The organism is Shewanella glacialimarina, from assembly GCF_020511155.1.
Lineage (GTDB): Bacteria > Pseudomonadota > Gammaproteobacteria > Enterobacterales > Shewanellaceae > Shewanella > Shewanella glacialimarina.
Genome location: NZ_CP041216.1, coordinates 419,675 through 436,998, shown reverse-complemented (window position 1 = coordinate 436,998; position 17,324 = coordinate 419,675). Strand labels below are relative to the sequence as shown.

The 17,324-nt window shown below is 42.8% G+C and carries 13 protein-coding genes; 5 read left to right on the top strand and 8 right to left on the bottom strand.

Translation table 11 applies throughout. The features are described from left to right. Positions 1 to 600: 600 nt before the first annotated feature. The 6 genes from FJ709_RS01800 to FJ709_RS01775 form a co-directional block, all read right to left on the bottom strand. Positions 601 to 1,218, bottom strand: coding sequence for a thiol:disulfide interchange protein DsbA/DsbL (locus FJ709_RS01800; protein WP_226412889.1), 618 nt, complete (start codon positions 1,216 to 1,218; stop codon positions 601 to 603). Positions 1,219 to 1,394: 176 nt separating this feature from the next. Beyond that, entirely contained in the window at positions 1,395 to 2,384 is a 990-nt protein-coding gene (locus FJ709_RS01795; protein ID WP_226412887.1) for a serine/threonine protein kinase, read from the bottom strand. 40 nt (positions 2,385 to 2,424) lie between these two features. Further along, a complete protein-coding gene (locus tag FJ709_RS01790; RefSeq protein ID WP_226412885.1) occupies positions 2,425 to 2,727 on the bottom strand; it encodes a DUF3630 family protein in 303 nt (100 codons plus the stop codon). A 12-nt stretch (positions 2,728 to 2,739) separates the two neighbouring features. Continuing rightward, on the bottom strand, positions 2,740 to 4,221 hold the full coding sequence (locus tag FJ709_RS01785) for a protein adenylyltransferase SelO (RefSeq protein ID WP_226412883.1): 1,482 nt from the start codon (positions 4,219 to 4,221) through the stop codon (positions 2,740 to 2,742). A gap of 61 nt (positions 4,222 to 4,282) precedes the next feature. Next, the gene (locus FJ709_RS01780; RefSeq protein WP_226412881.1) at positions 4,283 to 4,738 is read right to left on the bottom strand and encodes a hypothetical protein; all 456 of its coding nucleotides are present in this window, start codon (positions 4,736 to 4,738) and stop codon (positions 4,283 to 4,285) included. A gap of 99 nt (positions 4,739 to 4,837) precedes the next feature. Continuing rightward, the gene (locus tag FJ709_RS01775; RefSeq protein ID WP_226412879.1) at positions 4,838 to 5,599 is read right to left on the bottom strand and encodes a hypothetical protein; all 762 of its coding nucleotides are present in this window, start codon (positions 5,597 to 5,599) and stop codon (positions 4,838 to 4,840) included. Between the two features lie 321 nt (positions 5,600 to 5,920). Between FJ709_RS01775 and FJ709_RS01770 the strand changes: the two genes are divergently transcribed. The 5 genes from FJ709_RS01770 (at position 5,921) to FJ709_RS01750 (ending at position 13,396) form a co-directional block, all read left to right on the top strand. Continuing rightward, the gene (locus tag FJ709_RS01770; protein ID WP_226412877.1) at positions 5,921 to 6,307 is read left to right on the top strand and encodes a nitrous oxide-stimulated promoter family protein; all 387 of its coding nucleotides are present in this window, start codon (positions 5,921 to 5,923) and stop codon (positions 6,305 to 6,307) included. Positions 6,308 to 6,375: 68 nt separating this feature from the next. Continuing rightward, a complete protein-coding gene (locus tag FJ709_RS01765) occupies positions 6,376 to 7,278 on the top strand; it encodes a hypothetical protein (RefSeq protein ID WP_226412875.1) in 903 nt (300 codons plus the stop codon). A 9-nt stretch (positions 7,279 to 7,287) separates the two neighbouring features. Next, positions 7,288 to 9,351 carry a S9 family peptidase gene (locus FJ709_RS01760; protein WP_226412873.1) on the top strand — a complete coding sequence of 688 codons (2,064 nt, stop codon included), beginning with the start codon at positions 7,288 to 7,290 and terminating at the stop codon, positions 9,349 to 9,351. 138 nt (positions 9,352 to 9,489) lie between these two features. Continuing rightward, positions 9,490 to 10,068, top strand: coding sequence for a YSC84-related protein (locus FJ709_RS01755; protein ID WP_226412871.1), 579 nt, complete (start codon positions 9,490 to 9,492; stop codon positions 10,066 to 10,068). A 484-nt stretch (positions 10,069 to 10,552) separates the two neighbouring features. Then, on the top strand, positions 10,553 to 13,396 hold the full coding sequence (locus FJ709_RS01750; protein WP_226412869.1) for an aryl-sulfate sulfotransferase: 2,844 nt from the start codon (positions 10,553 to 10,555) through the stop codon (positions 13,394 to 13,396). A 672-nt stretch (positions 13,397 to 14,068) separates the two neighbouring features. Here the strand turns inward: FJ709_RS01750 and FJ709_RS01745 are convergent. Next, positions 14,069 to 14,662 carry a hypothetical protein gene (locus FJ709_RS01745; RefSeq protein WP_226412867.1) on the bottom strand — a complete coding sequence of 198 codons (594 nt, stop codon included), beginning with the start codon at positions 14,660 to 14,662 and terminating at the stop codon, positions 14,069 to 14,071. A gap of 184 nt (positions 14,663 to 14,846) precedes the next feature. Next, positions 14,847 to 17,174 carry a YgiQ family radical SAM protein gene (locus FJ709_RS01740; protein ID WP_226412865.1) on the bottom strand — a complete coding sequence of 776 codons (2,328 nt, stop codon included), beginning with the start codon at positions 17,172 to 17,174 and terminating at the stop codon, positions 14,847 to 14,849. Positions 17,175 to 17,324: the final 150 nt, after the last annotated feature.

Sequence of the window (17,324 nt, the reverse complement as noted above, 5' to 3'; positions counted from 1 at the left end):
TATAGCTAACCAATAGTTATATAGCAATTGGTTATCAGCTAGTTACTCTGGATTACTCTTTATTGAAGTTAACCGCTTATCGAAGCCTATCGTTTATAAAGATTAACGCCTTATCTAGATACACTCCAAACCATAACCAGTATAAATAATGCACCCTTAATTGATGCTTAAATTAGGTTAAAGCCACTTAACACCATCAATAACTGTCAAACCAGATACTTTCATTAAAGATGTTTTAATTCTCTGATGCTTGACTCACTAAACATCTTAAACAAGCCTAGAGATGACTTAACATGCTTATAAATCCTATAAGCATGTTATTTGACCGCGATGCATCTGCAAAGTTGCATCCGAACACACTTTTTTGATGAAACTTTATTCACATAACAGAAAAACACAAAGTGACAAAAAAATGTCACTTGCCAATATTTTGACGTACTGGTATTATCTTTCCCGTTACTCAGGGTATACAGAGCTATTTAGCTCTGCACCGTACAGCTTTTAAAGCGTACGGTTTTTTTTTGCCTGTTATTTATGTTTTACGTGACCCAATAAAAAAAGGAGCCTAAGCTCCCTTTTTTATTTTAGGATAATGAATAACTATTTTTTATTCATTTGCGCTAAGTAATAAGCGATATCTAACAGCTCATCATAAGATTTGATTGAACCAGTCTCAACGCGGTATTTACCGTTAACCACTAATGACGGTACACCAGAGATTTTGGCATTTGTCGCATCACGTTTCATTTTAGACATTTGCGCATTAACCATAAATGAATTGGCTGCTGCATCAAAATCTTTACCTTCAACACCATTGGCAATAAACAATAAACGAATATCATTTAAGCTGGCGAAGCTTTGCTTCTTATCATGGATAGCTGCAAACAAAGCAGGCTCAACTTTGTCTTCTACTTTTAATTGGTGAGCTACAGCAAAAGCACGCGACATTTCTACGCCCATTTCACTGCCAATAAATTCGACATGGGACTGATTAAACGCAACCCCTTCAGGTAACGTCTTTTTAATGTTTGGAATAACGGTTTTAGAGAAGTTATAACAATGACCACAGAAAAATGAGAAAAACTCGGTAATTTCTGGCTTAGCAGAACCAGGACCTTCATTAATCACAGTGTAATGCACACCTTCTTGGTAATCTGCTGCTGTTGCAGCCAATGGTGTAAACAGTAATGCTGCAGCCATTAATAATGCTTTTTTCATTTTAGTTCCTTTTGCGTAGCGCATATATTGGTAATGTATTGGGTTAACCATAAATCAATGCTGACATCTTACCTTCAGTATTGATTAAATTCATAATCATAGCTCGATTGTATTTGTAACAATTTACACCAACCAGTAAAAATGAAGTTTATTTAACCTTCACCACTGTAGGGTGTTTAAAATAAGCTCAATGGCGCTTCATCTAATGCGGCCAATTGCTCTTTAAATGCCAGTGTTTGTTGCTCCCAGTATTTGAGATCCCCAAACCATGGAAAGTTCATTGGAAATGCCGGATCTTTCCAACGTTTAGCCAGCCAAGCGTTGTAATTGATCATTCTCAGTGCCCGTAAAGGCTCAATTAAACTTAACTGGCGTGTATCAAAATCAGCAAACTCTTGGTATCCCTCAAGTAAAATATCCAGCTGCAATGTTTGTTGTTGGCGATCACCGGTTAACATCATCCAAATATCTTGCACCGCTGGGCCTTGTTTTGCATCATCTAAATCAACAAATCCTGGGCCATTGGGTGTCCATAGAATATTACTTGGGTGTAAATCGCCGTGTAAACGCATATGACTAAACGACTGACGTTGCCAAATGGTCATCGTCTTGTCCAGCACTTGCTCTACCACGGTAAAAAATGCGTTGGCCATCGAAGGGGCAACCATACCACTTTCACGTAAATAATTTAACGGCTCAACCCCTAAAATTTGCGGATTTAGTACTTCACGGTGCACAAATGGCTGCCTAGTTGCATATTGATGAATGCGGCCAATAAAGCGCCCTACAGCCTCTAGCTGATCAAGATTATCAACCTCAAATGCACGCCCACCAATGGAGTCAAATAACGCCATGCGAAAGCCTTTATAATGGTGTAGCGACTGGCCATTTATGATCAGCGGCGCAGCAACAGGCACTTCGTTTTCAGCCAGTTCGAGCGAGTAGTCATGCTCTTCTTGAATTTGTTCATCGGTCCAACGATTAGGGCGATAAAACTTCACCACATAACGTTTGGCGTCATCGCAACGGAACTGATATACCCGATTTTCATAACTGTTTAATGCTAATAAGCCTGTTTCAGGATAAATGCCGATACTTTCAATAGCATCAAGAATTAAATCAGGTGTTAACGCTTGGTAATGAAATTCTGTAGCTTGTTCACTCATATTATTCGCTTATTGTTGTTTTCTGATCGCATTAGGTTAGTCATTTAGACTGAATATAGGGCTGTAGTAAGCTATGTAAATACACTAGCACGTCGAACTCATCTTGGCGTTCGGTGCTTAGCCAGCAAATGTCACCATAAAACTCATAATGCAGCCATAACTGACTGCCTTCAAAATCCAATAGCCATTGATGACGATCAGCGCCCCACTGACGCTCACGGATCTGGCAATCTAATGCCGCTGCTAATGGTTCGGCAAAATCGGCAAATTGCTCAAAATTAATGTTAGCACTAATTAATAAACTTAAATTTTCGCGGTCTAACGTGGCTGACTCTATGTTCATTTCACTTCTCAATTAACTACTGCACGACATAATTAAGCCCTGTCCCCAGTCGGGTGGACGTTTAGCAAAGTCTTCCATTTCTGGTTGCTCGGCAAAGGGCTGACGTAATAACTGATGTAATTGCGCTAGCTTAGTGTTATCACCATTTTCTTCAATGGCAATAATGGCTTCTTGGGCTAGGTAGTTACGCAAAATATACTTTGGATTAGCGGCGTTTCTCGCCTGCTGCCAATTGAAGACATCATCCACTTTACCAACACGTTGCTGGTAAGCTGCAAACCATTGATCAAACTTAGCTAAATCAACCATATCATCACGTAAACTGGCATGTTGACTGTTTAAGTCTAACTCACCAAAGCGACGTAAGCTGTTAGTGTAATCTAATTGATTTGCTTCAAGTAAAGAGGTGAACTTATCCACTAACTGCAAGTCTTGTTGTTGCTGCTCAGTTTTAGCGGCATTACTTGACTGCTCCTGAGTGAACTCAAATATAGGTAAGCCTAATTTATTACCCATCAGTAATAAATAATGATCGATTAAATGGCGCTGGTATTGATTCAATGCCTGGACTAAATCATCAGACGCTATCAGCGGTGTCAGTGCCTGGGCGAGTCGTTGTAAATTCCAGAAACACACACCTGGTTGTTGACCAAATGCATAACGACCTTCATGATCCGAATGATTACAGACAAAATCTTCTTTGAAAGTATCTAAAAATGAAAAGGGGCCAAAATCGAAACTGTCGCCTAAAATCGACATATTGTCGGTGTTGAGAACACCATGGGCAAAACCAACACTTTGCCAATGGGCAACCATTTTAGCGGTCGCGGCAACCACCTCACTAAACCACTGCACATAGCCTGCGTTGTCTGTCGATAAATGCGGGAAATGCTGCTTAATAGTAAAGTCCACCAGCTGTGTTAGCTTGGTGTTATCGCCTTTACCGGTATAACTGAAATACTCAAAATGACCAAAGCGAATATGAGTTTTAGCCAGCCTAACTGTAATTGCAGCGGTTTCTTGACCTTCGCGCCATACTGGTAAATCAGAGCCAATAACAGCTAAAGCACGAGATGTCGGCACATTCAATGCCGCTAAAGATTCAGACACAAGAAACTCTCGCACCGCTGATCGCATTACCGCACGGCCATCACCCATGCGTGAATAAGGTGTTGGCCCACCGCCTTTTAATGCCACGTCCCAGGCGTGATCAGGGCCAATAGCCTCACCTAAAATAATCGAACGCCCATCACCTAGTTGCGACGTGTAACCACCAAATTGATGACCGCTATACACTTGGGCATAATAACTGGCGCCTTCTGCGGCATGATTAGCCGAAAGCTGCATCAATAATTCATCATTGGGTTTATCTAAACCAATTAATGCGGCGGCGTCATCGCTCCACCCTAACCAATGCGGGTTAGAAATGGCTTGCGGATATACCTGACTATAAAAACCTTCTAATTGCTCAAAAAAATCCTGCTTAAAGCGCATGATGAAATCCTTATTACAATCTCTGTTCACAACAATTGCTGCACATGACAATTGTGCCTAACTACAACTGCTTCAAAAAGTCTTTGTCACTAATAGATTGCTGACAATCTACTGGATTATCATCTAACGTTTGGCATTGTTGGCCACAAATAAAATCAACATTTTCTGTCATCGACATGCCTTGAATACGCAGCAGACCTGAACCTTTCGCCTGGCACTGTTCAAGTGTGTCGTAATAACCATTAATAACATCATGCTTTAAGGTAAGATCGGTTTTATCGGTGGCATCAGCAAAATAAAACAAGGTCCACTCAGGGGTTCGAATACAACCACCCAGTAAAAACAGGCTAAGCATGAGCGTTAACGCGATAAGTTTATTCAGTAGATTGGCGGTCATATAAATCCCTAGGGTCACTTTATAGAAGCGATTCAGCAATAAAAAGTCGAATCCATCATGGTAATGAGAATGCATAAAAAAAGCGGACTGATGTCCGCTTTTTACTTCAGTGAGCAACATGATACTCGAAATTACCAGAGTCTGTTTGCCTTTTGCGAGCTGGCCGCAAAGCTCAAGCCAACTTAGTGCACCGCTGTAACCGCAACCGTTTTATTGCGGTTAAGTTTTTAATTTGGCTTTTTCAATGCGCACTAGTCGCCCTTCAAAACCCGTTATGGTGCCATCAGATAATTGATGCGTAAGTGCATGCTGGCAAGTTAATATGGCTTGGTCAAACTGACCGACGTCATTAAGCAATGTTGCTAGATGCAAATGACCTGCAGCTTTTCCATCAGCAAACAGCGACTTATCCTGCTGATATAATTTATCAAATAACCCCAAATAGTCCTGTTGCAACTTAGCGCCATACTGACAGTAATCGGCTTGTTTACGCATTTTATAACTATGCCCTATGACATTGGTTATTGCTTCAAATTGCCCCTGTTTACCCTCGGCATTATTAGCCAGATCAACTAACTGTTTAAATGTATCACTTGCCCAGGCTCCGGTTTTAGGCAACAAAAGCACTTTAACTGGCTCTGGCTCTGGCTCTGGCTCTGGCTCTGGCTCTGGCTCTGGCTCTGGCTCTGGCTCTGGCTCTGGCTCTGGCTCTGGCTCTGGCTCTGGCTCTGGCTCTGGCTCTGGCTCTGGCTCTGGCTCTGGCTCTGGCTCTGGCAGCGAATCAACCACCTCCACAACTGTAAGGTCAACTGCTTTCGATTCGACTATGTCGGTCTCATCAAGCGCACTAATTTCAGCTTCAGTACGGTTTAACGGCTTTGATGATTCATTCTCAGATGTTTCTTGCTGCGCTGTCGCCTTGGCACGATTAAATAGATACACCCCAATCGCAACAAGAATAATGACTATGATCACTTTCATTCAATATCACCCTGTTTAAACGCGCTTAACCGCGTGTAGTTGTTGTGCTCGCTACAATATGGCTGATGCCTACCGAAAAACAACGCTGTTTTTTTGAGCACACAGTGTTATTAATAATCTAATCACTACCAACAAATCAAGTATTTAAGCGATTTAACTGTAACAAAGCATTGAGTTTGTGCTGAACAACGCACTTTTTGTGATTAGCCAGGCAATTTTGCCATTTATTTGCCACATGTCACGGCTTGCACTTGTAGACTTGTGTCACCTTATTGAGCACCCTACACTGTCAATAGTTGAGCAAAACACTAAGGTATAGCGATGGCCGTTTCTGAGTTACTGTCAGGCAAGTTACTGTATGAATTTCGCACCATGACCGCGATGGTCGAGATATACTGTAAAGCACATCATCCGATGAAACCAGACCACGGAGCTTGTCATTCTTGTAGCGACTTTTTAGCGTATGCCGACACCCGCCTTGACCGCTGCCCATATGGTCAAGCTAAACCCACCTGCAATAAATGTCCGGTGCATTGTTACAAACCTCAAATGAAACAAAAAGCACGTGAAATAATGATATTTGCCGGCCCTAGAATGCTAATCCCACATCCAATAATGGCAATAAAACATTTACTGGCTGAACGTAAGCCTGGACCAGGTAAACCACCTGAAGGTGTTAGTAATCGCCACCAACGAAAATTGGGCTAACCAACGAGGTTTATTACCCCCTATAGGATATTTTGGGGTAACATTCACTTTCAACACTGAGAGTGATAATGACAGACTATCAAACTTTTTTTATCCAGGCCTATTGGTGGCTATCTTTACTAGGCGGTGTTCATTGCTTAGGGGTAGCGTTGTTTATTCGTTATAGTTATCAAGGTCAAACAACGGATAACCAATCACTTGCGGGTATCTTAGGGTTAATTGGGTTCTATTTTCTTACCGGATTATTCACTCAAGAGTCCAGTACAATACCCATCCACCTATTGCTTACCCTGTGTTACCCCATTTATTTTTTATTGATGCCTTTGCTGTATATTTACAGTAAACAAAGTTTACATGGCGATAATTACCAGGCTAATTTTTTCAAACATTTTATGGCTGCAATGTTAGCGACGATACTAACCTGCTCGGCGATATTTTTTGGCTTAGGCATTAATCTACAAGCCAGTAATACGGCAATACATTCGCTAGCAGAGTTAAGCCATATCAATGCTTTTGTGCTTATTCTGCCGGGTTTGATGATAATTCAAACTGGTTTTTATTTTACAATGATTTATCGCCTTTTGCGGCAAACAAACCAACAAAACAACAACATCGGCGACCCATTACTCAGTGAAATACGCCTTCGTTGGATTACTATTTTGGCTCTTGGCATGCTAATAAATTGGTTAGTGCGGTTAACTATTGTCTATTTACCTTTTTACTCAGGCAGTATGGTTTCTATTTTACCCCAAGCCATAACCCGCTTAAGTTTATTAGTAACTATGTATATTCTGGCCTTTTATGGCTTGCATCAAGTCACTCGCACCGCCTACTTCAGCCGCCGCGCGATACAATCAGATTCAAACAATACAATGAATAACCAACAAATTTTAGATGCTGATGAACTCAGTTATCTGCAAGATGTCATCGCTGACGATGGTGCCGATAAACACAAAGACTCGACAACTTAAAGGAATACCATGCGTATTTATTCTTACATCAGCATGATGGCAATACTGCTTTCAAGCCCTTTGGCTATTGATGCACAGGCTGCACCCGCAACTACTCCTCGTACTCACGCGATTACCATTGATGATTTTTTCGACATAGGTCAAATGCAAGATGTGGCGATTAGCCCTAATGCCAAACAAGCCGTTTGGTTGGAAAGCCGTTGGGACGAAGCGTTAGATAAAGCCCAATCTGATCTATGGCTGATTAACACCCAAGATAAAAAAAGCCAACGCCTAACCTTTACCCATGACAATGAATCAAGCCCAGTATGGAGCCATGATGGCGAGTTTATTTACTTTATCTCTGCCGATAAAAAAGACAATGCTAAAGCCCCGTTTAACGGCAAAAACCAAGTTTTTCGCATCACATTAGCTAACCTAGCTATTCAGCCTATGACCAAAGAAGAATTGGGGGTCAACGCATTCCAATTAAGTGCTGACAGTAAATCTCTTTATTTTTTAGCCAATAAAGAATCCACAGATACTGATCAATGGGCAGAGATGCGCGCCAATTATTCTGCGCCTAAGTATGCCCATGGTAAACGCGACACTAATCCATTGAAGGTGCTTGATCTCACTAACTTCAAACAGAAAACAGTGCTAGATGATGACAAAGTGGTTTGGCAATTCAATGTTAATGACAGCGGCAGTAAAATCGCCCGTATTACCACCAGCGACAATGAACTGGTTTATTATGAAGGTTGGTCTAACATTGAAATTTTTGATGTTAAAACCGCCAGTAATAAAGTCATAGATGATAAACAATGGCGCCAACAAGCACCTTCGCCTTATGGTTGGTTATTGGGTTTAGATTGGCATCAAGATAACCAGCAACTGGCTTTTAGAATCGATTTTGATGGTTATCCTGGCAAATTATTTGTGGTCAATACCCAAGCAAATACGCCAACAATAGAACTTAAGCCAATAGGCAAAACTACCTTTCAAGGTGGCGATATTCAATGGCGCCCCAAAAGTAATGAGTTATGTTATCTCGGCGCACAATCGGCCCGCACGCAATTATTCTGCAGCCAAATAAATAAAGGTAAAGTAGGCGATACACGTAGCGTGTTAGCCGGTGATACTGTAGTAGGTAGCTACAGTTTTGGCGCATCAGGTAAACAAGTGGTATTTAGCCATAATAGCTTGACCCATTTTCATGACTTATTTATCGCCGACGCCGACTATAAACGCAGCCAATTTAAACGCTTAACTAATATCAATCCGCAAGTCGATAGCTGGCAGTTACCGCAAATATCAGTAGTCACCTGGAAAGCCCCCGATGGGGCAACTGTTGAAGGTATTTTAGAACTGCCCTACGGTTATAAAAAATCCCAGGGTAAATTACCTTTAGTGGTGCAAATTCATGGCGGCCCTACCGCTGCCACACCTTATTCATTGCAGCATCGCTCATATGGGCGTGCAACATTTCCAGCTAGCGGTTGGGCACTGCTATCGCCTAACTATCGCGGCTCTACAGGCTATGGCGATAAGTTTTTAACCGATCTTGTCGGTAAAGAGCATCAAATCGAGGTGGCTGATATTATGGCCGGTGTCGATAAGTTAATTATTGATGGCATTGTTGATGGCGAGAAAATGGCGGTAATGGGCTGGAGTAATGGCGGCTACCTGACTAATGCGTTAATCAGTACCACTAATCGCTTTAAAGCAGCTAGTTCAGGTGCAGGTGTGTTCGACCAGCGTTTACAGTGGATGCAAGAAGACACTCCAGGTCATGTGATTAACTTTATGCAAGGACTGCCTTGGGCGCAGCCAGACGCTTATGATAAAGCCTCATCTTTAACCTATGCCAATAACATTAACACCCCTACACTTATTCATATTGGCGAACATGACCAACGTGTTCCGGTCGGCCATGCCCAAGGGCTTTATCGCAGTTTAAAACACTACTTAAATGTCCCGGTAGAGATGATTGTTTATCCTGGCGAGGGGCACGGACTTAACCTTTATCAGCACCGCAAAGCCAAAATGGAGTGGGACAAAAAGTGGTTTGAATATTATGTGCTGGATAAATAATAAGTCGATAAAGCGGGTAAATAGTTAAAATAAGAGTAGCTTGGCTTAATTAATATTCATTTTTCACGGTATTGAGTATGCTCAGTATGTTAGCTTACTCATATTATTACGACACAAATACACCCTATTGAGGTATTTATGACACGTTTACTCACCCTGCTTAGTACAACTATGGTTAGCTTATCTTTGTTATTAAGCCCTGTAAGTTATGCTGATGAATCAAGTTATCCCGATGCGATTACTAATTTCAAAAAAGCGACTGAAACCCAAGCATTTTTTAATACCGCATATGGTTACGCGCTTTTCCCCACGGTAGGAAAAGGTGGCATTGGCATTGGCGCAGCCTATGGTAAAGGTCGTGTGTATAAAAGTGGTGTGCACACTGGTGACTCAAGCTTAACGCAAATATCGATTGGTTTTCAGCTAGGTGGCCAAGCTTATAGCGAAATCATCTTCTTCAAAAATGCTCAAGCCTATAATGACTTTACCAGCGGTAGTTTTGAGTTTAGCGCCCAGGCCTCTGCGGTAGCAATTAACGTCGGTGCCAGTGCTCAAGTCGGTACGACAGGTAACTCAGCAGGCGCGGGACAAGCTGGCAGTAATCATGCGGCAAACGCTGTTTACATCAATAATATGGCTATCTTCACCGCAGCAAAAGGTGGCTTAATGTACGAAGCCGCATTAGCGGGGCAGTCGTTTACTTTTGATGCTAAGTAACACAAGTTAAACTGCGATGATTTAGTTTCATCCAGTGAGTTTTATCCAATAAAAATGGCTACCTGAGGTAGCCATTTTTGTTTGTTTCTTTACCAATTTTATGTACAGCTATAATTCAATGAATGAGTTAAAGATAACACCGCAACCTGCGGAAATAACCAGAAGCAGAATGGCACTACAATCATCTGCGATAAATGTTTACCCTGACCCGACTAATACTGACCCTAAGACTAATACACGATTTAGCTTCATTGATAGCTGCAGGAAAAAGCTATACCAAACAAGATAAAAGATAATGGGTTAACTTATCTTTTACACTGACCCCACTAAATTCAGACATCACTCGGGTCATTATCGCAATCGCTGAGTTCATCATTATTTAGGCATCTTAAAGGAGTAAAGGTGAGTAAAGATAAATAAAGCTGAGTAAAGGTAAATGCAGAACGAGGTGAACTATGTACTAATGATAAAAAAGGAGTGTCAAATGAAAGTTAATCATCGAATATTAGTACCCATTTTAGTTACTAGTTTGAGTTTACTATCTGGTTGCGGAGGAGGCGCTGAAACTGCTAATGATCCTGGCACTGATACGGGGATCACAAATAGTGCGCCTATCGCAGACGCTGGCGACAACCTAAATATCACTACGGGTAGCCTTGTCTCCCTCAATGGAAACCGTAGTTCAGATCCTGATAACGACTCACTGACTTACCAATGGATGCTAACGGGTATACCAAGCGGTAGCGGCGCAACATTGAGTAGTCCCAGTAGCGTGAGTCCAAGTTTCACTAGCGATCTTGATGGTAGCTATAATATTTCACTGGTTGTGAATGATGGCAAGGTTAATAGCCCTGCCGATGTGGTGACAATCACTGCTACGAAGGCTAATAGTGATGGAACTACTGTTGATTTTGACTTTAGTCTCAGTGCTCACGACAGCAATGTGCTAATGGTTAATGCAAATGTGACTACAAGTGAAGTCACTGAGGTGTCCATTCAATTTGAGTCGGTAGATACACCAAGCCGAGCAACCTCAAAGTCTGCAGCTGCACTAACCCATGATTTAACCGTGGTTGGGTTAAGGCCAGAAACCAACTACCAATTCACCGCCGTGATCACCAGTCAATCCGGCGAAGTAACAAGCAGCGAACCAAAAGCTTACACCACGCCCAGCCTCCCCTTTAGCTTGCCTGATATTCAATTAAAAACTAGCAGTGATAATAGCTATCCAGGCGTTACCTTTTTTTCGGTGGCTGATACAGATGCCCGTTTTATTGGCGTAGATGAAGCAGGTCAAGTTGTTTGGTATTTACACAACACTGATGTTCCTATGTTAGCGAGTTCTCCTGCCATCAAATACCTTGGCGATGGCAAAATAATGTTAATGCTGAGGCGCGAAGTGTGGGTAATAGACATAGAAGGTAATATTTTATCCTCTTACCCACTCCCTACCTACCATCACGAAGCAAGCATTTTAGATAATGGCAATATTGTGGTGTTGGTTAACGAATTTGAAGATGTTAATGGCAACTCACTAAAAGGTGATCGTATCGAGGAATATAACCCTTCAGGAACCTTAGTATGGCAATGGTCGAGCTTCGACCATCTCGATACCGAACGTTTCCCCGGAGCATTATCGACACGTGTCGTTGATGGTGCAATGGAGTGGACACATGCCAATGCAATACAGCAGCAAGACGATGGTTCGCTGTTACTCTCCGTTCGATCTCAAAGCTGGGTCGTCAATATTAATCACCAGAGTGGCGATATTAACTGGATCCTTGGCAGCGCTGAAGGTACCCAAAAACAGTCGTTACAGGACAAATTTATCAGTCTAGAACAAGGCAGTTGGATGTCAGCGCAACACGCGCCGATGCAAACCGCCAACGGAGACTATCTGATGTTTGATAATCGTAACGAAGCTGAGTTAGCGGGTTCGCAGAATAACAGCCGTGCCGTTAAGTATCGAGTTAATGCTGATACCAAGACAGCAACCCAAGTTTGGGAGCATATTGTTGATAAGTATACTCAATCTTTAGGGGATGTTGATGAACTGCCCAATGGTAATATTCTGATCACGGCTGGAGGACCAGGCAGTAATGACAATGCTTATTTGGTTGAAGTGACCGCCGCTAATCCATCGCAAGTTGTTTGGGAATTACATGTTAACAATAACAAGATCTACCGCGCTGAACGCGTTGGCTGGGAAGAGTTGTTATCTTTAAACAAGGATTCGGCCAGTGAATTGATATTAGCGGGCGAAATTTCAGGGCTTCACGCCGATGGCTTGAGTCTTTTTAATGGTAATGAAACCTTAGCAATTTCTGCTGGTGCAACAAGATTTACATTCACAGAAACCGTGAGCGAAAGCGCTGCGTATAATATCCAGTTAATTACCCTACCCGATAATCACACCTGTAACATTAATAATGGGTCCGGCACCATGAGCTCCAATATCGCCGATGTTAGCGTCACTTGTAACGACAGCAAGGTGAATGCCGACTTAACCCACCTTCCCATTGGTGACCCGCTTATTCTGCAGCGGATAAATGGCGATGATACGCCTGAAGTCGGTAAACTCTGGCTTTGTCGGCTTCCTGCAGATGGTGCTGGAGCAGCGCCTTCCGACGACTGGACCAATGCAGATGGTACCTGGAACTATATTCTTAAACCCCAAGTTGAGGGTGAAAGTTATTTTGCCAGTGAGTTCAGCGTGACGCTTGATGGCCAAGGAAAGCGCCTCATCACCGGAAACAACCTGCCAACAACAGCGACCGGCACCTTCCCCATTGAGCGTGGCACTGTCGCCTATGGATATGATAAAAACCCAAATTTGATTCGATCACACAATATCCAAATAAGCTTTGATGCTATTCCAAGCGTCAATGCCCAGCCTAACTGTGTTGGGTTTGGGGCCAATGGCATTTCACTTACTGGCTCTGCTATTTATCAAGGCGCTTCAACTGTTGGCACCGATGCCTCTGCCTATGAAATGCTAGACAGCAGTGGTGGGCATACTGACGGCACTGAAACATACCACTACCACTATCTTGCTGAAAATGTATCAGCAAAGCTAGATCCAGATAATGGCGGACACTCTAAACTGATGGGATATATCCAAGATGGCTTTGGTATTTTTGGTCCAAGAGGAGAAGATGGAAAGGTGTTAACATCAGCAGATCTGGATGAATGCCATGGTCATACCCATGAAATAGAATGGGATGGTGAAACTCGTAATATGTTCCACTACCACTGGACATATGATTTCCCTTATAACGTAGGGTGTTTTAGGGGTACGCCTCAAGACCTAAACATAAATAATAACTAGCCGCTACCTTTGGGGTGCTCTGAAATGAGTACCCCATTTTTGAATAAATCTAAATAATACAATCAACAAAAAACTGATAGGAAGCGCTAGTGCGAAAATACCTACTGCAATAACTGGGTCAGAGTGATCTCTATAAATCAGTCGATTGACACATCACCGCTGAATGGCTTCTTCTTCCCTAAATGGCGTGCTCGATGATTGTTTCGAGCTAAGCCTACCCTTAAGTGGCTATACTTTAATCTGATTTGTGGGTTTAATTCAAGGTTTTTGTCACACTTGAAACTAAATTTTCCATTAAAAATAACTACTTGTATCAGTATATCACTATCAGACTTCATTTGAATTGAGGTCATCGAGACAATTCCGTGAGCTTGGCATGGATGCCACGCTAGCTTACGTTGGGCCAGGGACGGCCCGTCGGAAGCGTTAGGGATTGTCGACAATGGCCGACGTGGGTAAAAGCTGGATCGATACCCATCGAAAAGATGCGCTTTTCAGCATTTTTCGTCTGGGGCGGCAGGGTGTTCCAAGAGGGTATTGCTGTAGATACCCTTTTGGCCGGTGCAGGATGGAATCCTGCGATTTTGCTGTTATCTTTTAAGCAATCTGTGACGCACCGCAGAAAGTTTACACGTTAAGTATTTCTAGAACCTGCATGCTTTCAGCAAAAACTTACTTATGCCCCCAAGGCGTTGGCGGTAATGCGACGGGTTTGGTCAAGTCAAAGTCGACTCTAAAGTTACGCTCTTCGCGAGTTAGGCGGTAAGTAAAGGTGTTTGGCTCAATATACATGTGCCATACATTGGTCACTGACTGATCTAGACCGTTTTGCTTAAAGTTGGCAATGGACTCAGCATCAACCGGAAAAGATTGTTGGGTAACCGTGCCCGAATCTGCGGTATCGCCACCGTACATGGTCACTTTATCTTCTGTGCCATCCTTATGACGGTGATCATGCTTTAAGCGTAAACCGGTTTCAGTTTTAGTGATCACCCAAGTACGAGAATGGTCATCGCCAACATGAAATGGCACTTTTAATTCGGTGTCGCTACATTCACGTACATGCATCACCAATTTTTTGCCGCTAAAACCATCATCAGCACTGCTACCTGCGGTAACCACGCCTTCAAATGCTTTACCACAGTGGGCGGATAAGGCATCAAAATATTGATTTTGAATGTCATCCGCCGCAAGGCTTGCAACGGAAAAAAGTGCTGTCGTAAGTAATGATAAAGATAGGGCTGATTTGATAGGAGTTGTTGTCATTATTATGCCTATTGGTATGGGTAAGATTGGCAACCATAGCAGTTTTTTTTGAATTGAACCTGAATAAATGCACCGAAAGGAAGTCGTTTAAATAATTGAGCCTAGCCCCAAATTTAGCTAATAAAAAAGCCGTACAGTTAAACTGTACGGCTTTGATGAATCAAATAAACCTAACTAGTGCATCTTAGCGTGTATGCTTTGACGGTGTTGCCCAGCCATTGCTTTTGCCACCCGCTTTACTGGCATTAGATTTACTAGCATTAGCTTTGCCTGAACCAGCTTTGCTTGTGCCAGCTTTAGCGGGTCCATTCGCCGCTTTGGGCTTTTTATCTGCTTTGGCTTCGCCCTTGCGATCATCAAATTGATTTGATGAAAAACGGGTCATGGCTTTTTGGCCATCTTGCTTACCATCGGCTTTGGCAGACGACTTAGCAGGCTTTTGGCCCCACTTAAGTTTTGTTTGCTCATTGCGGGTTTCGGGTGGCACTAAACAGCTTGGGCTATTACCAATAAGCGATTCTTTACCCATGGCTATCAAGGCTTCACGGATCATCGGCCAGCCTGCTGGGTCATGATAACGTAATAAGAATTTATGTAATTTACGCTGACGACCTTTTTTAGGTACTGTCACTATCTCACTGGTGTGCTTCACATTTTTAAGTGAGTTTAACTCAGTGTGATAAATCGTGGTCGCATTGGCCATAGGTGAAGGATAAAAATTTTGCACCTGATCTAACTTAAATTTTTGACCTTTAAGCCATAACGCCAGGTTGACCATGTCTTCATCGGTAGTGCCTGGATGCGCAGAAATAAAGTAAGGGATTAAAAACTGTTCTTTACCTGCCTCTTTAGAGAACTTGTCGAACAATTCTTTAAACTTATCATAGGTGCCCATACCCGGCTTCATCATCTTGCTTAATGGGCCATCTTCGGTATGTTCAGGGGCTATTTTTAAATAGCCGCCCACATGGTGCTTAGCTAACTCTCTAATATACTCTGGGTTTTCGATAGCTAAATCGTAACGAACCCCAGATGCAATCAATACCTTTTTAATACCCGGCACTTCACGCGCCGCTTTATACAAGTCGATGGTGTGTTTATGATCTGTGCCTAAATGGCCACATATTGATGGGTAAACACAGGATAAACGGCGACAGGTTTTTTCGGCTTTCTCGCTAGTACAACCTAAGCGATACATGTTAGCTGTTGGGCCGCCTAAGTCAGAAATAACCCCGGTAAAGCCCGGCACTTTTTGTTGAATATCTTTAATTTCTTTAATGATCGACTCTTGCGAGCGACTTTGAATAATTCGCCCTTCATGCTCGGTAATCGAACAGAATGAACAACCACCAAAACAACCACGCATGATATTGATTGAGGTTTTAATCATGTCGTAAGCAGGAATTTTTTCCTTGCCGTACACAGGGTGCGGAATGCGCTGGTATGGTAAATCAAATACCGCATCCATTTCATCGGTATTTAACGGCCAAGCTGGTGGGTTAACCCACACACCACGATTGGCATCGTGTGGCTGGAATAACGCACGGGCACAACCTGGATTTTGCTCCTGGTGTAAAATACGTGATGCGTGGGCGTATAAATACTTATCACTTGCTACTTTGTCATAGGCTGGCAGCAGTACGTAGGTTTTATCCCAAGGTTTTGGTTTAGGCGGTTGTACGCTGATCGCTTTAGGCGCATCGTTGTCAAAAATTTTGTTATCCGTTGGCCCAGATAGTTTGGCACAGCCAACGTCATCAGCTCCATAAGGATTGGGTATAGGTTCAATTTTATGCAGTTGATCAATTTTGCGTGAATCCATGCCGCGCCAGCCAGGCATAGCTTCTTTGCGCATGACAGCTGTGCCACGCACATCATCAATATCGCCAATAGCTTCACCACTGGCGATACGGCGAGCAACTTCCATCAAAGGACGCTCGGCATTGCCGTAAATCAAAATGTCGGCTTTTGCATCAAAAATCACGCTGCGACGGACTTTGTCTGACCAATAATCATAATGAGCAATACGGCGTAAACTCGCTTCTATACCGCCTATTACTACAGGTATTTCTTTAAATGCTTCTTTACAACGCTGGGCATAAACCGTCACGGCGCGATCAGGGCGTTTACCACCAATATCTCCGGCGGTGTAAGCATCGTCATGGCGTAATTTACGGTCAGCGGTATACCGGTTGATCATCGAATCCATGTTGCCAGCGGTGACACCAAAAAATAAGTTTGGTCGACCCAGCTGCATAAAGTCTTCTTTGCTTGACCAGTCGGGTTGAGAAATGATCCCCACCCGATAACCTTGAGCCTCTAACATGCGGCCAATAACGGCCATGCCGAAGCTAGGATGGTCGACGTAGGCGTCACCAGTCACAATGATAATGTCACAGCTATCCCAACCCAACTTATTCATTTCTTTGCGGGACATAGGTAAAAATGGCGCCGCACCAAAGCTTTCGGCCCAAAATTTGGGATAACTAAATAATGTAGACTCAACTTGCATGTGTATGACCTAAAATTGGAAAAATACGCCAAAGAAGCGGACGCGGAGTATAGCAGTTGGCAAGGGGTAAGTGTGACTAAAAAAACAGCAAAGGTGAAATAATTTTATGTTTTCACCAGAGCTTAAAACCCTATAAAATAAGTGGAAATA

Excerpts from the sequence above, each read along its gene's own strand:
- FJ709_RS01800 (WP_226412889.1), bottom strand. The coding sequence starts at position 1,218 with ATGAAAAAAGCATTATTAATGGCTGCAGCATTACTGTTTACACCATTG.
- FJ709_RS01795 (WP_226412887.1), bottom strand. The coding sequence starts at position 2,384 with ATGAGTGAACAAGCTACAGAATTTCATTACCAAGCGTTAACACCTGAT.
- FJ709_RS01740 (WP_226412865.1), bottom strand. The coding sequence starts at position 17,174 with ATGCAAGTTGAGTCTACATTATTTAGTTATCCCAAATTTTGGGCCGAA.
- FJ709_RS01780 (WP_226412881.1), bottom strand. The coding sequence starts at position 4,738 with ATGTTGCTCACTGAAGTAAAAAGCGGACATCAGTCCGCTTTTTTTATG.
- FJ709_RS01755 (WP_226412871.1), top strand. The coding sequence starts at position 9,490 with ATGACACGTTTACTCACCCTGCTTAGTACAACTATGGTTAGCTTATCT.
- FJ709_RS01790 (WP_226412885.1), bottom strand. The coding sequence starts at position 2,727 with ATGAACATAGAGTCAGCCACGTTAGACCGCGAAAATTTAAGTTTATTA.
- FJ709_RS01785 (WP_226412883.1), bottom strand. The coding sequence starts at position 4,221 with ATGCGCTTTAAGCAGGATTTTTTTGAGCAATTAGAAGGTTTTTATAGT.
- FJ709_RS01745 (WP_226412867.1), bottom strand. The coding sequence starts at position 14,662 with ATGACAACAACTCCTATCAAATCAGCCCTATCTTTATCATTACTTACG.
- FJ709_RS01775 (WP_226412879.1), bottom strand. The coding sequence starts at position 5,599 with ATGAAAGTGATCATAGTCATTATTCTTGTTGCGATTGGGGTGTATCTA.
- FJ709_RS01750 (WP_226412869.1), top strand. The coding sequence starts at position 10,553 with ATGAAAGTTAATCATCGAATATTAGTACCCATTTTAGTTACTAGTTTG.
- FJ709_RS01765 (WP_226412875.1), top strand. The coding sequence starts at position 6,376 with ATGACAGACTATCAAACTTTTTTTATCCAGGCCTATTGGTGGCTATCT.
- FJ709_RS01760 (WP_226412873.1), top strand. The coding sequence starts at position 7,288 with ATGCGTATTTATTCTTACATCAGCATGATGGCAATACTGCTTTCAAGC.
- FJ709_RS01770 (WP_226412877.1), top strand. The coding sequence starts at position 5,921 with ATGGCCGTTTCTGAGTTACTGTCAGGCAAGTTACTGTATGAATTTCGC.